Annotated in this window: 20 protein-coding genes; 13 read left to right on the forward strand and 7 right to left on the reverse strand. The window is 63.9% G+C overall.

Features of this window, described 5'->3' with window-relative positions; genetic code table 11:
- Nucleotides 1-17 precede the first annotated feature (17 nt).
- The 5 genes from ASE48_RS28760 to ASE48_RS28780 form a co-directional block, all read right to left on the reverse strand.
- Nucleotides 18-1,328 carry an MFS transporter gene (locus ASE48_RS28760; RefSeq protein WP_057170549.1) on the reverse strand — a complete coding sequence of 437 codons (1,311 nt, stop codon included), beginning with the start codon at nt 1,326-1,328 and terminating at the stop codon, nt 18-20.
- Complete coding sequence (locus tag ASE48_RS28765; RefSeq protein WP_057170550.1) at nt 1,300-2,367, reverse strand: cupin domain-containing protein; 1,068 nt, start codon at nt 2,365-2,367, stop codon at nt 1,300-1,302. The genes ASE48_RS28760 and ASE48_RS28765 overlap by 29 nt, the downstream gene beginning before the upstream one ends.
- Nucleotides 2,368-2,527: 160 nt before the next feature.
- Entirely contained in the window at nt 2,528-4,054 is a 1,527-nt protein-coding gene (locus tag ASE48_RS28770) for a UbiD family decarboxylase (protein ID WP_057170551.1), read from the reverse strand.
- A gap of 33 nt (nt 4,055-4,087) precedes the next feature.
- Complete coding sequence (locus ASE48_RS28775; RefSeq protein ID WP_057170552.1) at nt 4,088-4,711, reverse strand: UbiX family flavin prenyltransferase; 624 nt, start codon at nt 4,709-4,711, stop codon at nt 4,088-4,090.
- Between the two features lie 170 nt (nt 4,712-4,881).
- On the reverse strand, nt 4,882-6,531 hold the full coding sequence (locus ASE48_RS28780; RefSeq protein ID WP_057170553.1) for an alpha-keto acid decarboxylase family protein: 1,650 nt from the start codon (nt 6,529-6,531) through the stop codon (nt 4,882-4,884).
- Between the two features lie 282 nt (nt 6,532-6,813).
- On the opposite strand from ASE48_RS28780, the gene ASE48_RS28785 reads away from it, so the two are divergent.
- From ASE48_RS28785 to ASE48_RS28810, 6 genes are all read left to right on the forward strand, one after another.
- On the forward strand, nt 6,814-7,527 hold the full coding sequence (locus ASE48_RS28785; protein WP_057170554.1) for an alpha/beta hydrolase: 714 nt from the start codon (nt 6,814-6,816) through the stop codon (nt 7,525-7,527).
- Nucleotides 7,528-7,627: 100 nt separating this feature from the next.
- The gene (locus ASE48_RS28790; protein ID WP_057170555.1) at nt 7,628-8,542 is read left to right on the forward strand and encodes a LysR family transcriptional regulator; all 915 of its coding nucleotides are present in this window, start codon (nt 7,628-7,630) and stop codon (nt 8,540-8,542) included.
- 232 nt (nt 8,543-8,774) lie between these two features.
- Nucleotides 8,775-10,448 (forward strand): acetolactate synthase AlsS, encoded by a 1,674-nt coding sequence (gene alsS, locus ASE48_RS28795; protein ID WP_057170556.1) that lies wholly within the window; start codon nt 8,775-8,777, stop codon nt 10,446-10,448.
- 10 nt (nt 10,449-10,458) lie between these two features.
- A complete protein-coding gene (budA, locus tag ASE48_RS28800; RefSeq protein ID WP_082614477.1) occupies nt 10,459-11,262 on the forward strand; it encodes an acetolactate decarboxylase in 804 nt (267 codons plus the stop codon).
- Between the two features lie 190 nt (nt 11,263-11,452).
- Nucleotides 11,453-11,767, forward strand: coding sequence for a carboxymuconolactone decarboxylase family protein (locus tag ASE48_RS28805; RefSeq protein ID WP_057170557.1), 315 nt, complete (start codon nt 11,453-11,455; stop codon nt 11,765-11,767).
- A 742-nt stretch (nt 11,768-12,509) separates the two neighbouring features.
- Entirely contained in the window at nt 12,510-13,949 is a 1,440-nt protein-coding gene (locus ASE48_RS28810) for an MFS transporter (protein WP_057170558.1), read from the forward strand.
- Between the two features lie 74 nt (nt 13,950-14,023).
- Here the strand turns inward: ASE48_RS28810 and ASE48_RS28815 are convergent, their stop codons facing one another.
- Both ASE48_RS28815 and ASE48_RS28820 read right to left on the reverse strand, forming a co-directional pair.
- Complete coding sequence (locus ASE48_RS28815; RefSeq protein WP_057170559.1) at nt 14,024-14,785, reverse strand: SDR family NAD(P)-dependent oxidoreductase; 762 nt, start codon at nt 14,783-14,785, stop codon at nt 14,024-14,026.
- A 196-nt stretch (nt 14,786-14,981) separates the two neighbouring features.
- Nucleotides 14,982-15,629 carry a TetR/AcrR family transcriptional regulator gene (locus ASE48_RS28820; RefSeq protein WP_082614478.1) on the reverse strand — a complete coding sequence of 216 codons (648 nt, stop codon included), beginning with the start codon at nt 15,627-15,629 and terminating at the stop codon, nt 14,982-14,984.
- Nucleotides 15,630-15,811: 182 nt separating this feature from the next.
- On the opposite strand from ASE48_RS28820, the gene ASE48_RS28825 reads away from it, so the two are divergent.
- The 7 genes from ASE48_RS28825 (at nt 15,812) to ASE48_RS28855 (ending at nt 23,424) form a co-directional block, all read left to right on the forward strand.
- On the forward strand, nt 15,812-17,014 hold the full coding sequence (locus ASE48_RS28825; protein WP_057170560.1) for an LLM class flavin-dependent oxidoreductase: 1,203 nt from the start codon (nt 15,812-15,814) through the stop codon (nt 17,012-17,014).
- On the forward strand, nt 17,014-17,865 hold the full coding sequence (locus tag ASE48_RS28830) for an enoyl-CoA hydratase-related protein (protein ID WP_057170561.1): 852 nt from the start codon (nt 17,014-17,016) through the stop codon (nt 17,863-17,865). Before ASE48_RS28825 ends, ASE48_RS28830 begins: the two co-directional genes overlap by 1 nt.
- Nucleotides 17,866-17,867: 2 nt before the next feature.
- Complete coding sequence (locus tag ASE48_RS28835) at nt 17,868-18,674, forward strand: enoyl-CoA hydratase/isomerase family protein (protein WP_057170562.1); 807 nt, start codon at nt 17,868-17,870, stop codon at nt 18,672-18,674.
- 148 nt (nt 18,675-18,822) lie between these two features.
- Nucleotides 18,823-20,619 carry an AMP-dependent synthetase/ligase gene (locus ASE48_RS28840; RefSeq protein WP_235571639.1) on the forward strand — a complete coding sequence of 599 codons (1,797 nt, stop codon included), beginning with the start codon at nt 18,823-18,825 and terminating at the stop codon, nt 20,617-20,619.
- Entirely contained in the window at nt 20,612-21,487 is an 876-nt protein-coding gene (locus tag ASE48_RS28845; RefSeq protein ID WP_082614479.1) for a creatininase family protein, read from the forward strand. Before ASE48_RS28840 ends, ASE48_RS28845 begins: the two co-directional genes overlap by 8 nt.
- Nucleotides 21,456-21,980, forward strand: coding sequence for a flavin reductase family protein (locus tag ASE48_RS28850; RefSeq protein WP_057170564.1), 525 nt, complete (start codon nt 21,456-21,458; stop codon nt 21,978-21,980). Before ASE48_RS28845 ends, ASE48_RS28850 begins: the two co-directional genes overlap by 32 nt.
- On the forward strand, nt 21,964-23,424 hold the full coding sequence (locus ASE48_RS28855) for an MmgE/PrpD family protein (RefSeq protein WP_057170565.1): 1,461 nt from the start codon (nt 21,964-21,966) through the stop codon (nt 23,422-23,424). The genes ASE48_RS28850 and ASE48_RS28855 overlap by 17 nt, the downstream gene beginning before the upstream one ends.
- The last annotated feature ends 31 nt before the right edge of the window (nt 23,425-23,455 follow it).

Raw genomic sequence — 23,455 nt, forward strand, 5'->3', positions numbered from 1 at the left:
CGCGGCACCGACGGTGGTCAGCGACTACCGGACTCGTCGGTGCGCTCGGGCTCGCTTCGGCGATGTACGACGGTCCCGAGAATCACCGCCAGTGCACATCCGATCACTCCCGCGGCCAGGCCGGCGTGTCCGCCGAAACGATGTGCCACCACACCGATGATCACGGCGCCCAACGGAGTGGACCCGATGAACGCCGTCGTCCACAACCCGGTGACGCGGCCGCGCATCTGCGGTGGCGCCGCAAGCTGGATGGTGCTGTTGCCCGTCGTGAGGAAGGCGATGCTCGCACCGCCGACGAGCCCTGCGGACACCAGCGCTACCGGCAGCTCGAAACTGACGGTCAACAGGAGCATCGCTGCGCCGTAGAGGACGGTCACACGAATCATCGGTTCCAGCCCCGTGATGGGCCATCGTGCGATCAGCAGACCCGTCAACACGGAGCCCACCCCGAATGCCGTCGTCAGCCAGGCATATCCGTCGACGCCCGCGCTGAGTGTCTGCTCCGCGAACACCGGCAGGCTGGTCTCGAACTCATAGGCCAGCGTGCCGACGAAGGCCATCATGACCAGGGGTCCTGCGATGTCACGGTTCGACCGGGCCACGGCCAGTCCCTCGCGCAGCTGGCGCTTGCCGCGGCCGGTGGGTGCCGTCCTGTGCAACTGACGACCGTCGAGGGCAGCGAGTGCGGCCACCACCAGGGCGAAGGTCAGCGCGTTGAACAGGTAACACCACCCGAGGCCGTGCCAGCGGATCAGCCCAGCCGCGACGGCGGGACCCAGGGCCCGTCCCACGTTGGCCATCATGCTGTTGATGGTGATGGCCGACCGAAGAAGCTGCGTGTCAACGAGTTCCGGAATCAACGCCATTCGCGCGGGGTTGTCCAGCGCGGTCATGACGCCGAAGACCGCCGCCGCCAGGAAGATCTGCCACAGCGCGATCGTGCCCATCAGGACCGACAACCCCAACCCGAGTGACGTCAGACCGAGTACCGCATTGGTCAACGTCAGAACACGCCGCTTGTCGCTGCGGTCGACGATCAATCCCGCGTAGGGCGTCGCCAACAACACGGGGAGGTATCGCGTGCTCATGACGAGCCCGAGGACCAGGGGCGAGCGCGTCAACTGCAGGACCAACAGTGCGAGTGCAATGGTCTCGGCCCAGGATCCGATCAGGCTCAGCGACTGTCCCGATACGAACCGCCGGTAGTTAGGTACACCGAAGACGTCCCGCACCCCGCCGCGGCGCACGGCCGCGACCGGCGTCGCCGACCCGGTGTCGGTCGGGTGCTGCCCCACGGTGCTATCCGGCTTGTCCGACGCCGTGGGCATCGACCGGATTGGTGCGGCTGACGATCAGCGGATCGGCGGGCGTGAACGGGAACTGCGGCAGGTCCTGGATGTGGGTGCCGAAGGTGGCGGCGAGGACCTCGCGGGAGTAGGCACTCGCGGATGCGCGGTAGCCGATGTCGGCGGGGAACGGCTGGTCGAAGAAGATGAGGAAGTGCCAGGGGTCGGTGCCGGTGTTCTCGATGTGGTGCGGGTAGGCGCGGGGGATGAAGTACATGTCGCCGGTGGTGAGGTTCCAGGTATCCAGCGTCCCATCGGGATTCATGATGGTCATCCGTGCGTCGCCGTGGTTGACGTAGCCCATCTCGGCGGTCACGGGGTGCCAATGCGGTTCGCGCATGCCGTCCTCGGTGACCCGCAGCGAGTACATGGAGATGTCCTTGAGGGCGGGCCAGAACTGGTCGCGGGCGAAGCGGGCGTTGCCCGAGACGTAGTTCAGTCCGGGTGTTTGGGCTTCGACGTCGAACTTGTGGGGGTCGTTGAAGTGCGCGGCGGCGGGGATGGCGGGGTCGCCGATGCGGGCGGCGAGTTTGTGGTCGCGGGTGGTGCGACGAATCTTGGCGAAATCGGCCGAGGGGAGGTCGTAGGTGTTGCCGAGGACGGCGTCGGAGAAGGCCCCGAGGGTGGCGCCGAAGCCGAAGTCCTCGGGGCGTTCGTTGCGGAAGGCGATGATGAATTCGGCGACGTCGTCGCCGATGTTCTCGATGTGGTGCAGGGAGCCGGATTCGGCGTGGAACATCTGGCCGGCGGTGACGATGAAGGTGGAGAATTTGCTGCCGCTGTCGAGGATGGAGACCAGTGCGGTGCCCGAGACGCAGTAGGTGAGTTCGTTGGCGTTGGCGTGCCAGTGCGGTGTGCGCATGGCGCCGGGGTTGAGCAGAACCCGCTTGATGGACAGGCGGTTGAGGATCGGCAGGTTGTCGGCGGTGACGCGGCGCATCGAGCCCAGGTCGGACTCCTCGACGATCTCGCCGTCGAGCAGGGAGGCGGAGTGCAGGCTGCGTGCCGGGGACGTTGTCATGAGCGATTCTCCTCGTCGATTGATGCGTTCTGCGGGTGAGTCCTACTCTTGCCGAGCACGCGACGTCTGTCGGCAGTGCCGTCCGCCATCTCCGATGGTTGGTGGCCTGACATGTGCTCTACCGGCTAGCTGCAGCGCCGTTCGTGGTGTGGCCCGCACGTCACGGTGTGGTGAAGCCCCAGCGCTCCCAGTTGTCGAGGACCTTCTGCTTGACGGGTTCGGGGTAGTTCTCGGTGAAGGACATCACCCGCTTCTCGGGTCGTCCGACCCGGTCGGCGTTCTCCAGGCAGGCGTAGATGACCAGGGAGGTTCCCTTGTCCTCGGACAGCTCGCGGGTGGTGTGGTAGGACTCGATGCCGTCACCGAAGGCCCGCAACTCGGGAAACAGGTAGGTGGTGAACGTGGGATGGTTGCGCGACGCGAATGCCCACACCACCTGTTTCACGTCGGAGGGGTCGATGTCTTCGTCGACGACGAGGATCTTGGTGACGGTGTCGCCCACGTGGTCCGTCCAGAAGGTGTTGCCCAGACGGTTCATGAACTCGTCGAGCGTCCAGCCGGTCCGGTTGTGCCAATCCTTGGGGACGCGGATGACAAACCACAGGATGGCCGCCTCGAACAGGTACATGCCGTCGATGACGGGCAGGCCGGCCTTCTGCAGGGTGACCACCGAGTCCGAGGAGATGAAGAATCCCATGGTGACGTGGCAGTTGTCGATCGGCACCCCGGGTATCGACATCGGAAGTATCGGCTGGTCGCGGAACGTCACGCAGGTGACCTTCTGGCGGGGGAAGATCGTGGTCTCGTCGGGTAGGTAGCCGGGGTATTCGCCGAAAGGTCCCTCGGGTTCCTGGGTGCCGTATTCGATCACGCCCTCGATGATGATCTCGGCATCGGCGGGGACGAGGATGTCGTTGGTTTCGCACTTCACCATGTCCAGCGGTGCGCCCAGAAGTGCGCTGGCCATGTCGTATTCGTCGACCCAGGCCGGTATGCGAGAGGCAGCCTGGGTCGAGGCGACCGGGCTCACGCCGAGTGCGCACGCCCAGGGCATGTCCTTGCCCGCGTCGCGCCACATCTTCCAGATCATCCCGTTGTGCTGCTTGGGCCACCATTGGCCCGTCATGGTCTGGGCGTCGAGGATCATCGCGCGATTGGTGGACCAGTTGGTCCATTTCCCGTCGGGGGTCTTGGCGATGTTGAGGCCCGCGGTCTGCAGGTATCGGCCACCGTCGCCGTCATGGGCCAGCGGCGCAGGGATCTTGTTGAGGTCGATCTGGTCGCCGGTCCACTTGTTCTGCTTGCACGGTGCCTGGGAGGCGTCGACCACGTTGGGCGGGTAGGAGCGACCGTTCTCCTTGGCCTCGATGTAGGCGGCTTGGATCTCCATCAGGGGTGTCTCGGGGGGCAATCCGAGCATGGCGGAGAGTCGGCGCCAGGGTTGGGTGGGGTGACCACTCTTGCCCATGCCCCAGTCGGCGGCACGGAATCCGGGCGCGGTGTCCTTGACGCGGTTGAACACGGGCATGGGAGCGCACGTTTCGGCGGAGTGGCGGAAGATCGCCCCCATCTCCAGGTTCCAGTCGACTTCGTCATCGATCTCGACGAGTTCGCCCATGTCCTTCATGAGGGCGAGGTACTCGCGGTAGCTGCGGGGGATCTTGTTGCGGTCGACGTGTGCAGACATGTGGGTGTGCTCCTGGTGAGTCGGGATCGGCGGTCAGTGGACGGGGCGGACGAGTTCGGGTTCGTGGTGCGCATCGGGTGCCGGCTGTCCGCCGGTCCAGCGGGGGAAGAGGTCCCGGCGCAGTTCGACGTCGGCCAAGTCCAGGACACGGTTCACGGTCTGGTCGATCAGGTCGTCGATCGTCTCGGGCCGCTGGTAGAAGGCCGGTGCCGCGGGCATGATGATCGCGCCGATCTCGGCGAGCTGGGTGAGGATGCGCAGGTGTCCGAGGTGCAGCGGCGTTTCGCGAACCAACAGAACCAGTCGGCGTCGTTCCTTGAGCATGACGTCGGCGGCGCGCAGCAGCAGATTGTCGGAGTAGGAGGTCGCAATGCCTGCTGCGGTCTTCATCGAACAGGGGGCGACGACCATGGCGTGGGCACGAAAAGATCCCGATGCGATCGAGGCGCCGATGTCGTTGGGCTTGTGCACGACGTCGGCGAGTTCCTCGATCTCGCCGACAGTCATGTCGAGTTCGTAATGCAAAGTCCTACGCGCAGATTGGGACATCACCAGATGCGTCTCGACGTCCGGCTCTTCGCGTAACACGTCCAGGAGGCGCACGCCGTACGCCGTGCCGCTGGCCCCTGTTATTCCTACGATCACGCGGGTGGTCATGTCGATCCCCTTCTGTTGTGCCGGCCGAATGTCGTGACTCGAGCCAACTCCGATCGCGTACTGGTCGACAGCCCGGTGGCGGCAGTTGCCACTTCCGGCTAGCGGTAATGACGGCAACGTCGGAGATCACGGAGCAGCTGTCCCGCGGCTTCCCATCGACACGCCTCTCGCTAGCCCGTGTTGTAGAGGGTCTTGACGTTCTCGTGCAGCTTCTGGACGAGCGGGGGCACCTCGTAGGTCCCCGTCATCACCTCGATGTAGGCGGCGCGGGTGCCCTCGGCGGCGGTCGTGAGCGCGGCGTCGAGTTCGGCGCACGTACTCACCCGCGGGGTGAACCAGTCGTCGCATCCCAGTGCGTGCGGGAGTTCGGTGTAGTTCCACGGCGCGACGTCGTTGTAGGCGATGCCGGGGTCGGTACACAGCATCCGCTCGATGAGGTAACCGGAGTTGTTGAGCACGAATATGATCGGCTTCAAGCCAAGACGGTGGAACTGGCCGATTTCTTGTGCCGTCAGCTGGTGGGAGCCTTCCCCGGTGAACAAGACGAGCCGGCGGTTCGGTGCGGCGACGGCCGCCCCCAGTGCTGCCGGAGTGGCCCACCCGATGGCGCCCCACAGGGTCTGGTTGTGGAACCGTGCGCCTCGTGGGAGCTGCGCGAACGCCAAACCCATGGATACGGTGCCGGTTTCGGCGATGACGATGTCGTCGGGCCGCACGAAGTCTGCCCATCGCGGGTATAACGCTGCCGCGGTGATCGGATCGGCACCGGACCCGCACACGGGACCCAGTTGCTCTGGCCGGGGACCGCCTCGCTGCCGGGTACTCCACGACCGCCCGGCCAGTGCGCGGAGGAGGTCGGCCATCTCGACGCCCTGGTAGACGGTGAACCCCACACGCGTGCTGTGCAGGTCGATCTTGACGATCTTGTGAAGGTCGAGGTTGGAGGTGAAGGCGCCGGTGTTGAAGTCCGTCGCCATCGTGCCGAACGCCACGACGACGTCGCAGGTTTCGACGAACTCGCGGACCGCCGGGTCCATCAGTTGGCCGTCGTAGATGCCGATGTAGTTGGGGTGTTCTTCTTCGAGGACGGACTTGTCGGCGAACATGGTCGCGAACGGAAGGTCCGCCGCCTCGACGAACTGCCGAGCGGTGTCGCGCAGACCCAACCTGTCCAGAAGGATGCCGGGCAGGACGCACGCCGTCGACGCCGCCTCCAACGCACCGACCACGGCGTCGGTCGCGGCCCCCAGTGCCGTCGAATCGCTGACGGGCACGGGCAAGGGGTCCGATTGTGCGACGATCGGTTTGTCGACGACGTCGGAGGGCAGGGCCATGTACACGGGGCGCCGGTTGTAGAGGGCTTCAGCGATGAGACGTTCGGTCTCGGCGACGGCGTTGGCGGGGGTGATGATCGCGCTGGCGCCGGTGACGGTGTCGGCCATCGACCGGAACAGGTCGAATTCTCCGTTGCCCAGGGTGTGATGCACCATCGACCGATTGGCTTGGGTGGCCAGGGTGGGCATGCCGACGAGATGGAAGACCGGCAGGTTCTCGGCGTAGGAACCGGCGACCGCACCGATCGCGCTGAGTTCCCCTACTCCGTAGGTGGTGGTGACTGCACCCACGCCTTGAATGCGCGCGTACCCGTCTGCGGCATAGCCGGCGTTCAGTTCGTTGCAGCAGCCGATCCAGTTGATGTCGGAATGCGCGACGATGGCGTCGTGCAGAGGGAAGGCGTAGTCCCCTGGTACGCCGAAGATGTCGTTGACACCGATGTCGTGCAGTCTGCCGAGAACGTACTCGATCACGGTGACGCTCATCTGACTCTTCCTTCTCTCGTCGATTGACGAGTCATCTCGAACGCGGCGTGCGCTTGGCTGCCTGCGGACCACCGAGCGTCGGCAGCTTCATGGGTTCTTCGAAGTTTCACGTCTCACCCAGTTCGACGTCCAATAGGAATCGTCACGGGCTTCCATCGGCTCCGCCGATGGGGATCTGGATTGGCTGTACCTATGGCCGCATCGCCAAACACGATTGGACGCCGCCGAATTGGCCCATCACGATGTGATCGTTCCCTCGTCGTTCATCGGAGCGTGTCCGTGATGCCCACCCCGACCGTGGTTCTCGTGCACGGAGCCTTCACCGATGCCTCGTCCTACCAGCCGGTCACGAAGGGACTTCTGGACTCCGGCATCCCGGTGGTCGCCGTAGCCGTACCGAACCGCAGCCTGATCGGAGACGCTGCATTGGTTCGCGCCTTCGTGGAGACGATCGCGGGGTCGGTGCTGTTGGTCGGCCATTCCTATGGTGGAGCGGTCATCACTGAGGCCGGCACCGCGTCCAACGTCGCGGCGCTGCTCTACCTCGCCGGATACGCGTTGACCGAGGGTGAAAGCGTTGCGCAGCTTCAAGGCCGGTTCCCTGACTCCGACCTTCCCGATGCACTGATTCAGACGCCGTTTCCGGCCACCGAGCACTCCACCGCCGGGATGGACGTGTCGGTGGACTCCTCGAAGTTCGCCTCGGTGCTGGCCGCGGACGTCGATCCCGGGGTCGCGTCGGTGCTCGCCGTGTCGCAGCGGCCCGTGACCGCCGCTGCGTTTGCCCAGCCCGCCACGACGGCGGCCTGGCGGGCTCGCCCGACCTGGGCGGTCCTGTGCACGGCCGATCGCAGCATCCTGCCGCAGGTGCAGCACTTCGGCTACGAGCGTGCCGGTGCCACTATCCGCGAGGTCAACTCCTCGAATCTGGTGATGCTGTCTCAGCCCGCCGTGGTCGTCGACACGATCCGCGACATCGTGAGAGCCCTCGGCTGACGCGTCGGCAAACCTGCAGAAGCATCGTGACCCCCCGCTACCAGGAAACTTTGCCGTATGAGTAGCCACCAGTCATGATCATCGGGCATCGTGTCGGTTCATGGAGTTGAGGACCCTGGAGTACTTCGTCGCCGTGGCCGACGAGGGCTCGTTCACCCGGGCCGCCCAGAAGTGCTTCATCACCCAACCCTCGATCAGCGCGCAGATACAGGGGCTGGAGCGCGAGCTCGGCGAGGCGCTGTTCGACCGGACCCAGCGCACCACGGCCCTCACCGACGCCGGTCAGGTGCTGTTGCCCTATGCACGGATGTGCATTCAGGCCGCCAACGACGCCAAGGCAGAGTTCTCCGCACGCGCCGGTTTGCTACGCGGCGAGTTTCGGATCGGGACGGGAGGGGGTGTGGAACACACCACGACCCCGATGTTGCTCGGCGCGCTTCGGAACGAGTATCCCGGCATCGATATCGTCGTCTCCGAGGCCACCAGCAAGCCACTGCTCGACATGGTGCTGCAGAACCAGCTGCACGCAGCCGTGATCGCCCGGCCCGCCGATGCGTTACCGGCCTCGATCAGCACCTCGCCGCTGTTCGTGGACGAGATCGTCGCGGTGTTCGACCCCTGTGCGTTCCCGCTCGGCGACAGTGACCCACTCGAACTCAGTGAGCTGGCCTGCCACCCGATCATCACCTACCCGCGCACCAGCGCGTTGCGGGCCAATATCGACCGGGTCGCGGCAGCGTCCGGCACCGAGGTCCTGGTCAACTGTGCGGCCAACGACGTGCGCCTGCAGGTCTCCTTCGCCCAGCAAGGGCTCGGAGTGGCGCTCAGCTCCCGCTGCGATCCCGCCCTCATTGGTTGCGGCCTCACCATCCGGCAGATCACCCCGCAGATCGAATTCGAGAAGATGCTCATCTGGCGCAACGACATTCCCGCGTCAGCGCCGTTGCGTGCGTTCCTTGCGCTTTGGAACACCACGGTGAACGTGGAGGAGACTTCGGGCCACGTGTGTACGTGATTCCAGCTGGCCGCCGAGGATCGGCGACCCCGGTCACGCAGCATCGCAACGGATTCGGACGCATAGGTCTCGCCTATGGAGTCGCGTCGAAGAACCAATTGGACGCATCGGCACCGTCCACGCGAGGCTGCAGTCGACTCCTAGAAACATGTCTCGGCGAGCAGCGCGTGCCGACACGCCGAGTAGTCACGGACGCCCCCGCACCTCGACTTCACACGACGAAGGACGACACATGACCAGCGACCGCTCCACCCGCAGCGCCCAGCGCATCGTCGACGTGCTCACCGCCTACGAGGTGCCCTACGTGTTCGGCGTGCCGGGGGCAAAGATCGACGCCGTCTACGACGCCCTGGTCGACGGGGGGCCTGAACTGGTCGTGTGTCGCCACGAACAGAACGCGGCCTTCATGGCCGGTGCCATCGGCAGACTCACCGGCACACCAGGTGTCGTGCTGGTCACCTCCGGTCCTGGCACCACCAACCTGGCCACCGGACTGCTCACCGCCAACACCGAGCAAGACCCCGTCGTGGCCCTGTGCGGCGCCGTGGGCCGGGCAGATCGACTCAAGCGGACCCACCAGTCGATGGATGCCGCCGCGTTCCTCACGACGGTGACCAAACACACCGGCGAGGTCAACGACGCCGACAACGCCGCCGAAGCCACTGTCGGCGCCTTTCGCGCCGCGCTCACCGAGCCTCAGGGCGCCGCCGCGCTGGTGCTTCCCGCCGATGTGCTCAGTGCCCCCACTGCAGCAGCCATCACCACGCGACACCCGGTACCGGCATTGGCCGGCGCCCCCATCACCGGGATCCGCGCGGCCGCCGACCTCATCACGGCCGCCAAACGACCGGTCCTCCTGGTGGGCGTTCGAGGTGCGGCACCCGAGGCTTGCGAAGCGGTGCGCGCTCTCGTGTCCGCCACCGAGCTACCCGTCGTCGAGACGTTCCAGGGCGCCGGCGTCATCTCCCGAGACCTCGAATCGCACTACCTGGGACGCGTCGGATTGTTCCGCAATCAACCCGGCGACATCCTCGTCTCCCAAGCCGATGTCCTGATCACCATCGGCTACGACGCCGTCGAATACGACCCGGGCCTGTGGAACGACGACCCGGCCCGCACCGTCATCCACATCGACTCCCTGCCCGCCGGCATCGACATCCACTATCAGCCCGTCAGCGAGCTACGCGGCAACATCGCCGACACACTGGTCGAACTCACCCGGCTGCTGTCCGGAATGACACTCGCCGACACCTATGTCGACGACATCGCTCGTCAGCGTCAGTCGCTGACCGACATCGACACCACCGAACGCGCGATACCCGCCACGACAGCGGGACTCAACCCCACCGCCGTCGTGCTGGCGCTGCGGGAACACCTCGACGACGAGGCCACCATTGCCTGTGACGTCGGCTCGGTATACATCTACATGGCGCGACACTTTCGGGTCTACGAACCCCGGCGTCTGCTGTTCTCCAACGGCCAGCAGACCCTCGGCGTAGCGCTGCCGTGGGCGATGGCAGCTGCGCTGGTGCGTCCCGGCACACCCGTCGTGTCCATCTCCGGGGACGGCGGGTTCCTGTTCTCCGCGCAAGAACTCGAAACCGCGGCGCGACTGGGCCTCAACCTCACTCACATCATCCTGCGCGACAACACCTACGACATGGTCGGCTTCCAAGAAGTCCTCAAGTACGGCCGCAAGTCGGGCGTACAACTGGGTGACTACGACATCACCAATTACGCAGCAGCTTTCGGCGCCCGCGGCTACCGGGTCGGCTCACTCGACGAGTTCGCCTCCACGCTGGCGCAGGCCCTCGGCGAGGACGGGCCGTCGGTGATCGACGTCCCCGTCGACTACAGCAGGAACACACATCTGGCCGCGCACCTGCACGACGACAGCTTCGAGTGACGGCAACCCCATGACGTCACGACACGGCCCCCTCGACCAGTTCGCCACATGGGCGCGCAAGGTCATCGCCCACCACAGTGCGACAGTTACCGGCGATCCGCGAAGTGCTGAGGTGTTCCAGTCCTCGACCATGAGCGCGCTGCTGGACGGCGTCTACGACGGCGACATCACCATCGAGGAACTGTTGCGCCACGGCGACTTCGGCCTTGGCACCTTCAACCGTCTCGATGGCGAAATGATCATCCTCGACGGCGTGTGCTACCACCTGCGGGCCGACGGCAGCGCGACCGTGGCGAACCGTACCGACCGCTCGCCGTTCGCGGCGGTCACCCATTTCACGCACAGCACCACCCGCACCGTCGACGTCCCCACCAGCCGGCCGGATGTTCTTGCGCTGATCGATCGGACGGTGGAGAGCCCCAACCTGATCTACGCGGTCCGGGTCACCGGTGCGCTCTCGAATGTGCGCACCCGCACCGTCAGGGCCCAGACACCGCCCTATCCCCCGCTGACCGAGGCCAGCGACGGTCAGGCCGAAAAGACATTCGACCACGTGAATGGTGTTCTCGTCGGTTTCCGCACACCGGATTTCGAGCAGGGCATCTCGGTGGCCGGCTATCACCTGCACTTCCTCGACGACGAACGCACCAGCGGAGGTCACGTCCTCGACTTCACCCTGGACGCCGGGCACATCGCCATCAGCACCGCCTCGGAACTACACCTGCGCCTGCCGACATCCGGAGCATTCCTGCACGCCGATCTCGTCGGCGAGGATGTCTCGGCGCAGATCCACCACGCAGAGGGAGGTGACTGATCCACGGGCAGCGTTGCACCCGTCGTCTTCCGCGCGAAGCGCACCAGCGGCGCGCGGTGATCTGGTTGTTGACCGTCGTCGCCCGAGATGCAGACGGCACTGCTCCGCGTGGGCCTCGGTACAGCGGTGACGCGGTGAGCCCGCCAATCTCGTTGGCAACGGCCAACACCAACATGAACGGAGCCTTCTCGTGCCTGACATCAACGAATCCCCGCGCGGCGCCGCTCGGCAATTCACTCCAGAGCTGGCCGATCTCGTCGATTCGCCTCTCTACAACAAAGTCTGGAACGACGATCGGCTGAGCCCTCGCGACCGCAGCATCGCCACCCTGAGTGCGCTCATCGCGCTCTACCGACCCGACGAACTGCGGGCACACCTGCGGCGCGGTGTCGACAACGGACTGACCACGGACGAGATATCAGCGTTGATCACACACCTGGCCTTCTACGCGGGGTTCCCCGCGGCGATCTCCGCTTCGGTGGTCGCCGCGGACACGTTGCTCTGAGCCGGCTTGCTGTGGGTCATGGCGCAGTCACCTCGGAATGGTTGGCGGCAGGGGCACCGGCCGCGGCAGTGACGGAGACGACCAGCGGGACAGACCGATTACCCGCAGCTAAAAGTTAACAGTTATTAACGCATAAGGAATGGGGCCGACCCGGAATCAAGGTCAAATGGTCGGCATGCATCAGTGGAGCAGGGAACGAAATGACTGCTATATCGCCCATGTACGTGAAGACTCAGCACAGATCCGGGAATCCCGGCAACACAGTGTTGACAACGTCACACAACGTGCCTAGGTTAATGTTGAGTCACATTCGCAGAGCAACCGGCCGCGGCAGGTCGACGTTCGACGGCGAGCCGGCGTTCGTGCTACCTCGCCGAGGGTTCGCTGCGGACAGCGCCTCGTAGGCCGCGGCCAGGTGCACGCGACAGCAGGCGGCGGAAGAACCTACAGAAATATCCCCGAATCGCAGGAGGCTACGGCAAGTAGAGACTCGGTCTCCGACGACTTCTCAACGCGCACAGACGAATCCCACACATTCGCCGTGTCACTGATCCGACGCGCCATACCTGGAGCAGCCGGGCCGCGTCGTCGTGGCAGATCCCGTTAGTGGTACCGCGCCGCAAGCTTTACCGCACAACCGGACACCGCCTACTCCTCAGCGTCAGAACAACCGACCGTACCCGGGTCAACTCAGCAGCCACGACCTCGCAGATCTGCATACCATTGGAAAAGGAGCAGCTTTATGTCTCTACGCGATTCCCATGCCCCCTCGCGTGTTGCATCCGCTGACCAGCGCGCACGCGCAGGCGCGATTCTTGCTGCAGTGATCGCATGCGTAGCCGCATTCAAGGGTTTGAACGAGTCTGTTACTCCACCGGCGCTTCCGATCCTGCAGGAACAATTCCAAGTTCCCGGATCGACAATCTCTTGGGTAATCACAGGCGTACTTCTCACCGGGACCATCGCGACGCCCATCGTCAGCCGACTGGGCGAGGTCTGGGACAAACGCCGAGCCCTTCTCGGCGTGCTCACGATCGTCTCGATAGGGACACTGATGTCGGCCCTATCGGTGTCAATAGAGATGCTCATCATCGGTCAGTTACTTCAGGGCGTTGGCTTGAGCTCCGTTCCGCTGGCTCTTGGCATCATTCGTGACACCCAGACCGAAGCTCGAACCAAGTCGGCGAACGGCATTCTGGTCGGAGCGATCTTCGGCAGTACGGCCGTCGGAACGATGGTTGCCGGGCCAATCGCTGACCACCTGTCCTACCGATGGTTGTTCTGGGTTCCGTTCATTGCATTGATTGCGTGCATGGCGGCAGTCTGGGCGTTCGTTCCTCGCTCAGTGAAGGCCGGCAGGGAGCGGCCGGGTATCGATGTCGCCGGTGGTGTCCTGTTGGCGTTCGGCCTCGCGTGCATCCTGCTCGCACTGACCTTCGCGCCGAGCTGGGGATGGCTGTCACCCAAGCTTCTCCTGCTCTTCGCGACTGGGCTCGTGGGGCTTGCGTTCTTCATTCGCCTCGAACTCACAGTTGACGACCCTCTCATCGACCTCCGGCTGATGCGCAGTTTCACCGTCGTAGCGGCTTCGGGACTGATGTTCCTCGCCGGCTACTGCATCAACGCGACTCTCATCAGTGTTCCTATTCAGACCCAGCTGCCCGAGTCAACCGGCTACGGTCTGGGCCAGTCGGCGACTGTCACTTCCGTCATCCTGGTATTCACCATGATGATCGGGCTGATGGCACCGCTGATTTCCGTGCTGGACCGAGTCATCGGCTCCAGGTTCGCTTCGTCGATCGGCCCGATCGGGATCCTGAGTGGCGCTGTTCTGATGCTTGTAGTCGGACAGCGAGGGAGCATCGTGATCATTCTGGTCTCCACATTGCTGGTCAACTTCGGTATAGCGGTATCGATGACTCAATCACTGAATCTTGTCGTGACCGGTGTGCCGGCGGACAAAGTGACTGAGTTCAATGGCCTCAACTTCGCGATCCAGGCAGTCGCAGGAACTATCGGCGCTCAGGTATCCGGCGCTGTCCTCACCGTCGACGGAGTTGATGCAGGGGCGCCACCGCCATGGAGCGGGTTCGCCATTTCGTGGGGCCTCTCCGGTGCCATCGCGGTTGTCGCCCTCATGCTTGTGCTGGCGGTACGAGCTCCGAAGGTCTCACCGCTGTAGCCGCTGTCGAAACCACGAAACTCTGCGGCGCATTCGGCGTTTGAGCGGACCCGCCCCCAGGTCACTTAACACCATCAGGTGATGGTCAGACCACCGTCGACTGCGAGTGTCTGCCCCGTGACGAAAGCGCCGGCGGCCGAGGCCATCCATACGGCCGTCGCGGCCAGCTCGACCGGTTCACCGGTGCGGCCGAGGATCACCCGTGGCATCTGAGCGTCTAGGTAACCGGGCTTGTAGGAGTCGGTCATTTCTGATCGGAAGAATCCCGGAGCGAGTGCGTTGACGCGGATTCCCTTGCGAGACCCCCACTGCTGTGCGAGGTCACGGGTCAATCCGATTACAGCAGCCTTCGACGCGGCATAGGCAGCCTGGGGCAGACCGGCGGTGGTGATGCCGAGGACACTGGCGATGTTGATGACCGATGAACCAGGCTGCATGACCCGACCGCAGGCCTGCGCCATCCAGTAGGACCCGTGCAGGTTGACATCGACTACCCGGCGGAACTCGTCCGGGGTCTCGCGGGTAGCCGGCACCGCGGTGCCGACACCAGCATTGTTGATCAACACATCGACCTTGCCGAACTCGGCCACGGTTGCGTCCACCAAAGCCTGGCAGGAAGCCGGATCGGCGACATCCGTGCGCACAGGCAACGCTTTACGGCCAGCCGCAGAAACCAGCTCCGAGGTGCGGGCGAGCCCATCGATGCGGCGTGCGCCGAGTGCGACATCAGCTCCGGCTTCGGCCATCGCCTGCGCGAATGCCACCCCAAGGCCCGAGGATGCACCGGTGACAATGACAACCTTGCCGTCGAGTCGAAACAGATCGAGAACACTCACGATGGCTCCTTTGTTTGCCCGCGGCCGGCCATACAGGCACACCGCGTGGGTTCATTGCGCTCCAGAGGACACGGGCGTCAGCAACCAGCATAACCGCCTTTCCTCCTGGAAATTTGGAGTGCCAGAGGGTGATTGGGATATTGGAAGAGCCGACCGGACAGCGACGAGTGCATTTCCGACCAGCACCTGTCCAGTTCTATCCGAGGCCGGTCAGCGCTCGAATCGACGCGGTCGACATCATCACGACGATCTCTTCTTGGTCCAGTCCCTTGTTCAAAGTCGCCACCGAGTTGAGCATCGAGAACACCGCCTGCGTCAACAGGCGGACCTGTGGTTCGGACAGGTCTGGGCGTAGCCGGAGGACAACCAGAATCCATTCGTGCGCATATAGGTTCATCTCACGTCGAATCCGTCGCTGATCCGATACGGGAACGGCGTGCTCGTTCTTCAGGAAGATCAGCGTTCTCGGCGGGCCGGTTATCACCGATCTGACATGAAGGTCGACCATTGCCGCCAGCGCGGCGCCAGGATCCGATTCCGCGGCAGCGGTCGCCCGAGCGAACCGATGAAGCTCCTGTAGCCCCTCTTCGACCACCGCGATGAGCAACGCCTGCTTGTTCTGGAAGTGTCTATACAGACCTGGGCCGGAAATACCCGCCTCCGTCGCCACCATGCCGACCGTAACCGAGTCGTACGGGTGGCGCAGGAACAGCTCGGCGGCAGCATCGAGAAGCAGCTTCCGGCGCGAGCCACGGGGATGCGGATCACTCGTCCGCATGAGCGGGGCATCAGTCCCGATGGATGCTGCCGACGTTGCCATAAGCGCCTGCCCTTCCGTCTGCATGTTTATGCAGAGGCGACTACGTTAACATCAGGAAGCGCGGCCGTGGACTGCAACCGGGCGCCTGCGCCTCACCAATATTGCTGTACAACAAGGCTACAGGGCGCATAAATCGTCCGAGGGTTGACAGTGAAGCGACCGAGCCTTACGTTAATGTCGATTCACATTGGAAGGAGATAAAAAGCATGAGGTTCATATTCATGAGCGAGGGTGAGACAGCCCCTGGCGCCTCGTACGAGCACCGCTATCGTGAACTCATCGACGAAGTGCTCCTCGCCGAGGAGGTGGGCTTCGATGCGTTCGGCACTTCAGAACAGCATCTGGCCATCGGCACCGCCAGCACGTCCGCACCTGAGGTGTTGTATCCATACCTGATGGCCCTGACCAGCAGGATTCGGTTTGTTCACCTGGTCACCCTGCTTCCGACACGCATCAACCACGCGATCCGCGTCGCCGAGCGGTTGGCCACCGAAGACGTCCTGTCCAACGGTCGGGTCGAACTCGGTGTCGGGCGGGGAAATACCACGCTCGCGTTGCGCGCCTTCGAGGTGTCGCCTTCCGAGAACAAATCGCAGCAGCTCGAGGGGATCGAAGTGATCCGCCGCGCACTGCACAACGACGTCTTCTCCTTTGTCGGCGAACACTACAAGATCCCACCTCGCAGTCTGGTTCCCAGGAGTATCCAAACGCCCTATCCCCCCATCCACATGGCTACCGGCAGCCCAGAATCGGTCTGCGCGGCAGCCGAACTCGGGATCGGGGCGATCGTAGGCGGCTTCTACCTCGGCTTCGACTTCGTCGAGAACATGATTCGTCGCTACGACGATGCGCTGGCCTCGGCAACGCACACCTATCCGGTACAGGCCGAGCGACTGGTAGCGATCGGCGGAGGCATGCACTGCGCGGAAACCCGTGAGGAAGCCCGCACCTGGGCGCGCGGACTCAAGGAGACAGTCGGCCTGTCCACTGACGCCTACGAACGACTCTCGAAGCTCTCGAGCGATTACCAATACATGGGCGCAGTAAAGCATCTGGATTTCGGCGACGAACGCTACATGTTCGAAGATTCGTCCGGTTTCATCGTCGGCGACCCCGACGATTGCATTGCCCAGGTCCAACGTTTCGCCGACCTTGGAGTCGACTCACTGGTGATGCGGATCGACGGCCTGCCGCACAGGGAACTCATGAAGTCGATTGAACTGTTCGGGAAGTACGTGATCCCGAAGTTCAAGAATCCGCGTGGAATAGCGCGCACTCCCGAGGCCATCCTGGCCGATATTCGCGACGCCCGACCCGCACATTACGCCGAACGAGAAGCATTCGAGGAGAACATGAATCACAAGCAACCAGCAATCAGTGGTGTCGGCGCCGGCGCGGGTGAGGCGTGATGACCAACCTCAACGGCGACGACATCTTCGCCCGCTATCCGAAAGAGTTCCTGATCGAGCGTAAACCCAACGGCGTTCTATTGATAACCCTCAACAGGCCTGAGCATCTCAACGCGCTCACCATGCCGATGTTCGAATTGATGGGTGACCTACTGCTCGATGTCGAGCGAGATCCGCAGACACGAGTCGCCGTCATCACCGGTGCCGGCCGCGGATTCTGCACAGGGATGGATGTCGCACAACCGGATCCATCGCTCGAAGACGCGATCGTGCTCATGGAGACCGAACGCAAGCGCATAATGGCGACGCTGAGCATGGACAAGCCGATCATCTCGGCGATCAACGGGCCAGCCGTCGGCTGGGGTCTGTCGCTGGGGCTGCTCGCCGACATCAGTATCGCCGCCGAAGACGCCGTTCTCATGGACGGACACACGCGCGTCGGCGTGGTCGCGGGGGACCACTCATCACTGATCTGGCCGCTGCTCGTCGGCATGGCCAAGGCGAAGTACTACCAGCTCACCTCCGCACGAATGACCGGTGCCGAAGCCGAACGCATCGGCTTGGTCAGTCTCGTGGAGCCTCGAGAGAAGGTGCTCGAACGTGCCTTGGCGATCGCTGACGATCTCGCGCTGGGCTCGCAGCGCGCCATCCGATGGACCAAACGCTCACTGAATACCGGCTGGCTCACCAATGCTCTACCGCAGCAGGAACTCTCGGCCGCACTTGAAACCCTCAATTTCGCGGGCGCCGACTACCTCGAGGCGCGGCAGGCCTTCCGGGAGAACCGGCCCACGCGGTTCCCTTCTGCACACGGTGATCAGCCTGCACCGGCAATGGAACCAGTCAACTGACGATGGCTGAGACATCCTCCGTCCGTACCCCAGGGCTGACATGCGACGACCACTCCGGTGTCCTTGTGGTCAGCATGGATCATCCGCCCGCGAATGCGTTGAACAACAGCCTCGTCGCCAGTCTGTGTACGTTCTTCACCGAACTGGCTTCTCAAGCTGCACCTGCGCCGGTGGTCCTCACCGGTGCAGGTGAGCGCTTTTTCACAGCCGGTGGTGACATCAAAGAGCTGGAGGGCACCGGCCCGGCCGAAATCGAAGGGCGGATGCGGGACTTCCACGCATTGCTCGTCGCACTGGATCGGTTCCCCCGTCCACTCGTGGCCGCCGTCAACGGGCACTGCGTCGGAGGCGGGATGGAACTGGCGCTGTTCGCCGATACCGTCCTGGCGACGCCTCACGCGAAGTTCGGCTTTCCGGAGATCAATCACGGCCTTCTACCCGCGGACAAGGGACTCCAACGGGCTGTGCGCATTCTCGGTGCTCGCGCCGTCCGTTCAATGGTCCTCTCCGGGAACCTTTTCTCCGCTGACGAGGCCGTCAGGATCGGCTTGGTCGAACGCCTCGAAGACAGCGACACCTTGCTCGACTCGGCGATCGAGGCAGCGCGCTCAGCCGGCATGAAGGCGCCGACCCTCTATCGCGCACTCAAACGCAGCGTGAACGATCCGGACGGCACGCGCGATGAGCGGTCGTTGGCGAACACGATCAGTGCCGCCAAGGAGTACTTCGAGGATCCCGTCGCCGCGGGCTTGCGCGCCGGCTGGAACCGCGGCAAGGCCTCGACCGGCCGCCATCCGACAGACCAATAGCAACATCAAGCTCGCCAAAAGACGAAGGCAGACAATGGTCGTACAGAGAGCTTCCCGGACAGACGCGCCGAATCACGACAGCCCCGGCACAATCCCTGTCCTGCAGAGTGTTCACAATTTCGAGGCCTCGCCACGAACGTTCAGCCAGATGCTGGTCGATCGGGCTGCGCAGGAACCGGACACCGTGGCGTTTGCCTCATGGCAGCATGGCGTCGCCTGCTCGACCACGTGGCGCGATTACCTGGGCGAAGTCGAGCAGGTGGCCATCGGCTTGCACGAGCTCGGTGTCAGAGCGGGTGATCGAGTCGCGATCATGTCCTCGACCCGCCGTGAATGGGTCATCGCCACCATGGCGATCCACAGCCTCGGCGCGATCCTTGTCGGGGTGTACCCGACCAGTTCGGCCACCGAGGTGGCGCGCGTCCTCCAGATCAGTGAGGCGACGGCAATCTTCGCCGAGACCGAATCAGATCTCGACAAGGTGGCCTCGGCTGCGCCGGACACACCGCACCTTCGGATCGCAGTCGGGATCGAGTGCACCTCGACCGAACTGCCCGAAACCATTCGGGCAACCGATTGGCGGACGCTGCAGAAGGTGGGATGGGCGCGGGCGGCCGCCGAGCCGAACCTGTTCGACGACCTGGTCGAGGGTGGCAATGTCGATCACCCCGCAGTACTGTTCTGGACCTCGGGCTCCACCGGAGATCCCAAAGGGGTCATACACACCCATCGCTCGCTGCAGTACTCGGTGCTGGCGTTCGCGATGGCCTACCCGGAGATCGGCCGCGTACGACACGATGCGGTTGCGTTCCTGGGACTTTCACACGTCGCACCGGCCCTGGTCAACGTCTTCGTCCCGGTCATGACGAAACTGGTCGTGACCTTCTGCACAGCGGAAGAGCGCCTGCCCGTGCTCACAGCAGTCCGACCGACCGCGATCGTGTGGCCACCGCGGATGTACGAGAAGTTGGCCGGCGAACTGCTCGAGCAACTCCCGAAATCCGGACCGCTGTTCCGTGCTCGCTACACCGCGGCGATGGCAGTCGCGCGCGCTGTCTGCGCCCGTCGCTGGAACGACAAGCCGCTGAACAGGTTACTCGATGTGCTGAATCGCCTCAGTGTGCGGACTGTCTTCATGCCGCTACGGTCGACCTACGGAATGGACCGTATCCGGGTCAGCTGGACCTCGTCGGGAGCCATGACGCCCGAGGTCGCGGCGCTGTGGCAGATGTGGGGCGTCGACCTACGCGAGATGTACGGGACGACCGAAACCTGCGGCCCGGTTCTCGTGCAGTGGGAACGGTCCTTCTATCCGGTGGGCACCGTCGGCAAATCCTTGCCCGATTCGCGGTGGTCCGTCCGGGTCAGCGAGGACGGCGAGTTCCAGGTCAAAGGCCCATGTCTGTTCACAGGGTACTGGCGTGGTGCTGCGGCCACCGATTCGACGCTGACCGGCGATTGGTACGGCACTGGGGATCTCGTCGAGATCGCACCCGACGGAGAGGTCGCCCTCATCGGCCGCATCAAGGACGTCCTCAAGACAAGTGGAGGAAAATCCGTCAGTCCGCAGCCCATTGAGGTGCGGCTGAAGGCCAGCCCTTTGGTCGACGAGGCGATCGTGGTGGGTGAAGGCCGCAAGTACCTGACCGTCCTGCTCAGCGTCAGTGAGGAGGCGAAGGCGATGCCGGCACCCGAGCAACGGGCGGCCATCAACGCCTGGATCGAGGAGGTCAACGCCGAACTGGCCCGACCGTTGCAGCTGAAGAATTTCCGAGTTCTGCCGCGAGCTCTGTCGGTCGATCTGGGCGAGCTCACGCTCAAATCGACCATCAGACGCGGCACTATCCTCACTTCGTTCGCCGACCTCATCGATGAGATGTACGAAGCACACGAGCTCGATCAGATCGCCGGCCATGCTCGCCTGTCACGGTCCGGCAATGGCTGAGCCGGCATTCGCGGGCCACACCGGCCAGGAGTTACGGATCGAGCGGATGACCAGCGGTGAGGTGGCAGCTGCGATCGAGGAGGGCGCACGCACCGCGATCCTCCCGCTGGCCGCCGTCGAACAGCACGGCCCCCATCTGCCCCTGGCGACGGACGCCGATCATGCCGACGAACTCGCCATATGCATCGCGCGCGAGCTCGGTGATGCTCTGGTACTGCCCACGGTCAGAGTCGGGTACTCGCCGCACCACCTCGGTTTCGCGGGAACCCTGTCGCTGCGGGCCTCGACGCTGGAGGCCATCTGCGAGGACTACGGTGCCCATCTGGCCGATTCGGGATTCAGAACACTCGTGCTTTTCTCCGGGCACATCGGAAACTATCCGGTGATGCGCGAATTCGAGGCGCGCCTCGCCGCCAAACTCGCTCCGCTGTCGGTGATTACCTTCACGGGTAGTGAGGCGATTCTCGATGCTTGGCGTGCGGCCGCGGAGTCCTCCGGCCACGGGGGCAGCGTCGGCGGGCACGCCGATATCGCCGAGACGTCGGTCATGCTCGTGCTGCACCCGGAACGGGTGCGCGCCGACAAGCTGGTCCCCGGATACCAGGTCCATACCGACGATGCGTTTGTCGCACGTCTGCTTGCCGATGGCCTGAAACCCATTTCGCCCAACGGGATCCTCGGTAACCCCGTCGGAGCCAACACTGCGATCGGTCGTGCCTGTCTCAACGCGGTCACCAGTCTGATCGTGGACTACGTCCGCAGCCGGGCAGAGCCGCTTCGCCCGGTGCACCAGCGTCCCAAAGCACACCGCTCTGCTTTCACTGAGGAAGATGAACATGAACGCGCTCACCCAGATCCGCTCCACTGACGCTGCCCACGACGCGTCGAGACTGCGCAAGCTATACGGCCGGTATCCGACCGGCGTGGCCGCCATCTGTGCACTGCGCGACGGCGAACCGGTGGGGATCGTGGCCACCTCATTCACCCCGGTGTCCATGGAGCCCGCCTTGGTATCGATTTGCGTGCAGCACACATCGACGACGTGGCCGCATCTCTCTCGAGAAGAGCATCTCGGGATCTCGGTACTCGCCGCGGGACACGCAGAATTGTCGCGTCAACTGGCGGCCAAGAACACCGATCGCTTCGCCGGGCTGACGTGGTTCGCCAGCGACTCCTCCGCGGTTTTCCTCGCCAACGCAGCGGCGTGGTTCGACTGCCGGATCAGCACATCCATCACCGCGGGTGATCATGATGTCGTTCTGATGGAGATCATCAGTGCAGCCGAAGATGACACCGTATCGCCATTGATCTTCCACAACAGCCATTTCCGATCCATTCACACCGATGACCAGTCCCGGTAGGACCCGACTTCGCGCTGAGCTGCTGCCTCGCGAGGAACAGTCGGCCTGGAAGATCGCCGAGCTCGCCGCCGACCCCGCGGCGGTACCCGTCGAGACCAAGACCATGGTGGTCAATCGCATCATCGACAACGCTGCGGTTTCGGCCGCCTCGGCACGCCAGCCTTCCGTGACCGTCGCGCGTGCCCAGGCACGCGTCCACCGATCGACGCCTGGGGCTGCCATCTTTGGGATCGAAGACACCTACTCACCCGAATGGGCCGCCTTCGCCAACACTGTGGCGACCCATGAAATCGAGTTGCACGATGTGTATCCGGCCGCCGATGACATGCACCCTGGGGCCAACATTCCCGCTCTGGTGGCCGTTGCCCAGCACGCGGGTTTAGGTGGCACCGATCTGGTCAACGGAATCGCCACCGCCTACGAAGTGCAGATCGCGTTGGCCCGTGGTATCCGTCCGAACCACAGCCTGATCGATCCCGTCGGACTTCTCGGTCCGTCGGTGGCGGCGGGCCTGGGCACGGCTCTGCGGCTGTCGCCCGAGACAATCTATGCCGCGATCGGTCACGCGGTACATCTGACTGGCGTCGGCCGTCGCTGCCATCCGAGTCCGAATTCGAGGCGGACGGGCTATGCGGCCGCCTACGCCGGCAAAGTCGCCATCGAGGCGATGGACCGCGCCATGCACGGTGAACGCCACCCGACCCCACCAGAAGAAGCCAACGACTGCGGATACGACTGGCTGTCCACCGGATACGGCCACCCGGTGCGACTACCCAAATCGGGGGATCCGAAGATCGCCATCCTCGACAGCTCTCCCAGAGCGCACTGCGCGGCGTACCCGGGTCAAGCATGGATTGATCTGGCCTTGAGGATGCGGAATCGAATCAGCCGGCTCGACGCAGTCGAGTCCATCGTGCTGCACACCGGTCATGATGATCAATCGGGGGTGGTCAGCGGCACGAGCCGGACTCGTACGTTGGGTCCTCCCGTATCCCGGGAAGCACTCGGCAGTTCGGTGGTGTACATGTTCGTTGTCGCACTGCAGGACGGTGTTTGGCATCACGAACATTCGTACGCACCGGAGCGATCTCATCGGCCTGACACCGTTGAACTGTGGCAACAGATCTCCGTGGCCGAGGGTGTTACCGAAATGGGCCTAGGCGCAAGGGCAACAATCACCACGAAGTCCGGTGGTGTGTTCGTCGATGAGCTCACCGTTCCCGATGCGCACCCGTCGGGCGCACGCCCGTTTCAGCGCAGGGATTACATCGCCAAGTTCACCGAGCTGGCCGAAGGCATCATTGACCGGCGGGAGCAGCAGCGCTTCCTGGACGTGGTCACCTGCCTGAGCGATCTGAAGCGGGGTACGTTGAACATGCTGAATCCGCTTCTGAGCCGCGACTTCCTGGACAGTGCACCCATAACTCACGGTATTTTCCGGTGAGCGTGCTTGGGTGGCGGTGGTCGTATTCGGA

The sequence above is a fragment of the Mycobacterium sp. Root265 genome (genome assembly GCF_001428895.1).
Classification (GTDB): Bacteria; Actinomycetota; Actinomycetes; order Mycobacteriales; family Mycobacteriaceae; genus Mycobacterium.

What these genes read in the sequence shown, in the direction of transcription:
- ASE48_RS28760 (WP_057170549.1), bottom strand. Translation starts at nt 1,328, where the DNA reads ATGCCCACGGCGTCGGACAAGCCGGATAGCACCGTGGGGCAGCACCCG.
- ASE48_RS28765 (WP_057170550.1), bottom strand. Translation starts at nt 2,367, where the DNA reads ATGACAACGTCCCCGGCACGCAGCCTGCACTCCGCCTCCCTGCTCGAC.
- ASE48_RS28770 (WP_057170551.1), bottom strand. Translation starts at nt 4,054, where the DNA reads ATGTCTGCACACGTCGACCGCAACAAGATCCCCCGCAGCTACCGCGAG.
- ASE48_RS28775 (WP_057170552.1), bottom strand. Translation starts at nt 4,711, where the DNA reads ATGACCACCCGCGTGATCGTAGGAATAACAGGGGCCAGCGGCACGGCG.
- ASE48_RS28780 (WP_057170553.1), bottom strand. Translation starts at nt 6,531, where the DNA reads ATGAGCGTCACCGTGATCGAGTACGTTCTCGGCAGACTGCACGACATC.
- ASE48_RS28785 (WP_057170554.1), top strand. Translation starts at nt 6,814, where the DNA reads ATGCCCACCCCGACCGTGGTTCTCGTGCACGGAGCCTTCACCGATGCC.
- ASE48_RS28790 (WP_057170555.1), top strand. Translation starts at nt 7,628, where the DNA reads ATGGAGTTGAGGACCCTGGAGTACTTCGTCGCCGTGGCCGACGAGGGC.
- alsS (WP_057170556.1), top strand. Translation starts at nt 8,775, where the DNA reads ATGACCAGCGACCGCTCCACCCGCAGCGCCCAGCGCATCGTCGACGTG.
- budA (WP_082614477.1), top strand. Translation starts at nt 10,459, where the DNA reads ATGACGTCACGACACGGCCCCCTCGACCAGTTCGCCACATGGGCGCGC.
- ASE48_RS28810 (WP_057170558.1), top strand. Translation starts at nt 12,510, where the DNA reads ATGTCTCTACGCGATTCCCATGCCCCCTCGCGTGTTGCATCCGCTGAC.
- ASE48_RS28820 (WP_082614478.1), bottom strand. Translation starts at nt 15,629, where the DNA reads ATGCAGACGGAAGGGCAGGCGCTTATGGCAACGTCGGCAGCATCCATC.
- ASE48_RS28825 (WP_057170560.1), top strand. Translation starts at nt 15,812, where the DNA reads ATGAGGTTCATATTCATGAGCGAGGGTGAGACAGCCCCTGGCGCCTCG.
- ASE48_RS28830 (WP_057170561.1), top strand. Translation starts at nt 17,014, where the DNA reads ATGACCAACCTCAACGGCGACGACATCTTCGCCCGCTATCCGAAAGAG.
- ASE48_RS28835 (WP_057170562.1), top strand. Translation starts at nt 17,868, where the DNA reads ATGGCTGAGACATCCTCCGTCCGTACCCCAGGGCTGACATGCGACGAC.
- ASE48_RS28840 (WP_235571639.1), top strand. Translation starts at nt 18,823, where the DNA reads ATGCTGGTCGATCGGGCTGCGCAGGAACCGGACACCGTGGCGTTTGCC.
- ASE48_RS28845 (WP_082614479.1), top strand. Translation starts at nt 20,612, where the DNA reads ATGGCTGAGCCGGCATTCGCGGGCCACACCGGCCAGGAGTTACGGATC.
- ASE48_RS28850 (WP_057170564.1), top strand. Translation starts at nt 21,456, where the DNA reads ATGAACGCGCTCACCCAGATCCGCTCCACTGACGCTGCCCACGACGCG.
- ASE48_RS28855 (WP_057170565.1), top strand. Translation starts at nt 21,964, where the DNA reads ATGACCAGTCCCGGTAGGACCCGACTTCGCGCTGAGCTGCTGCCTCGC.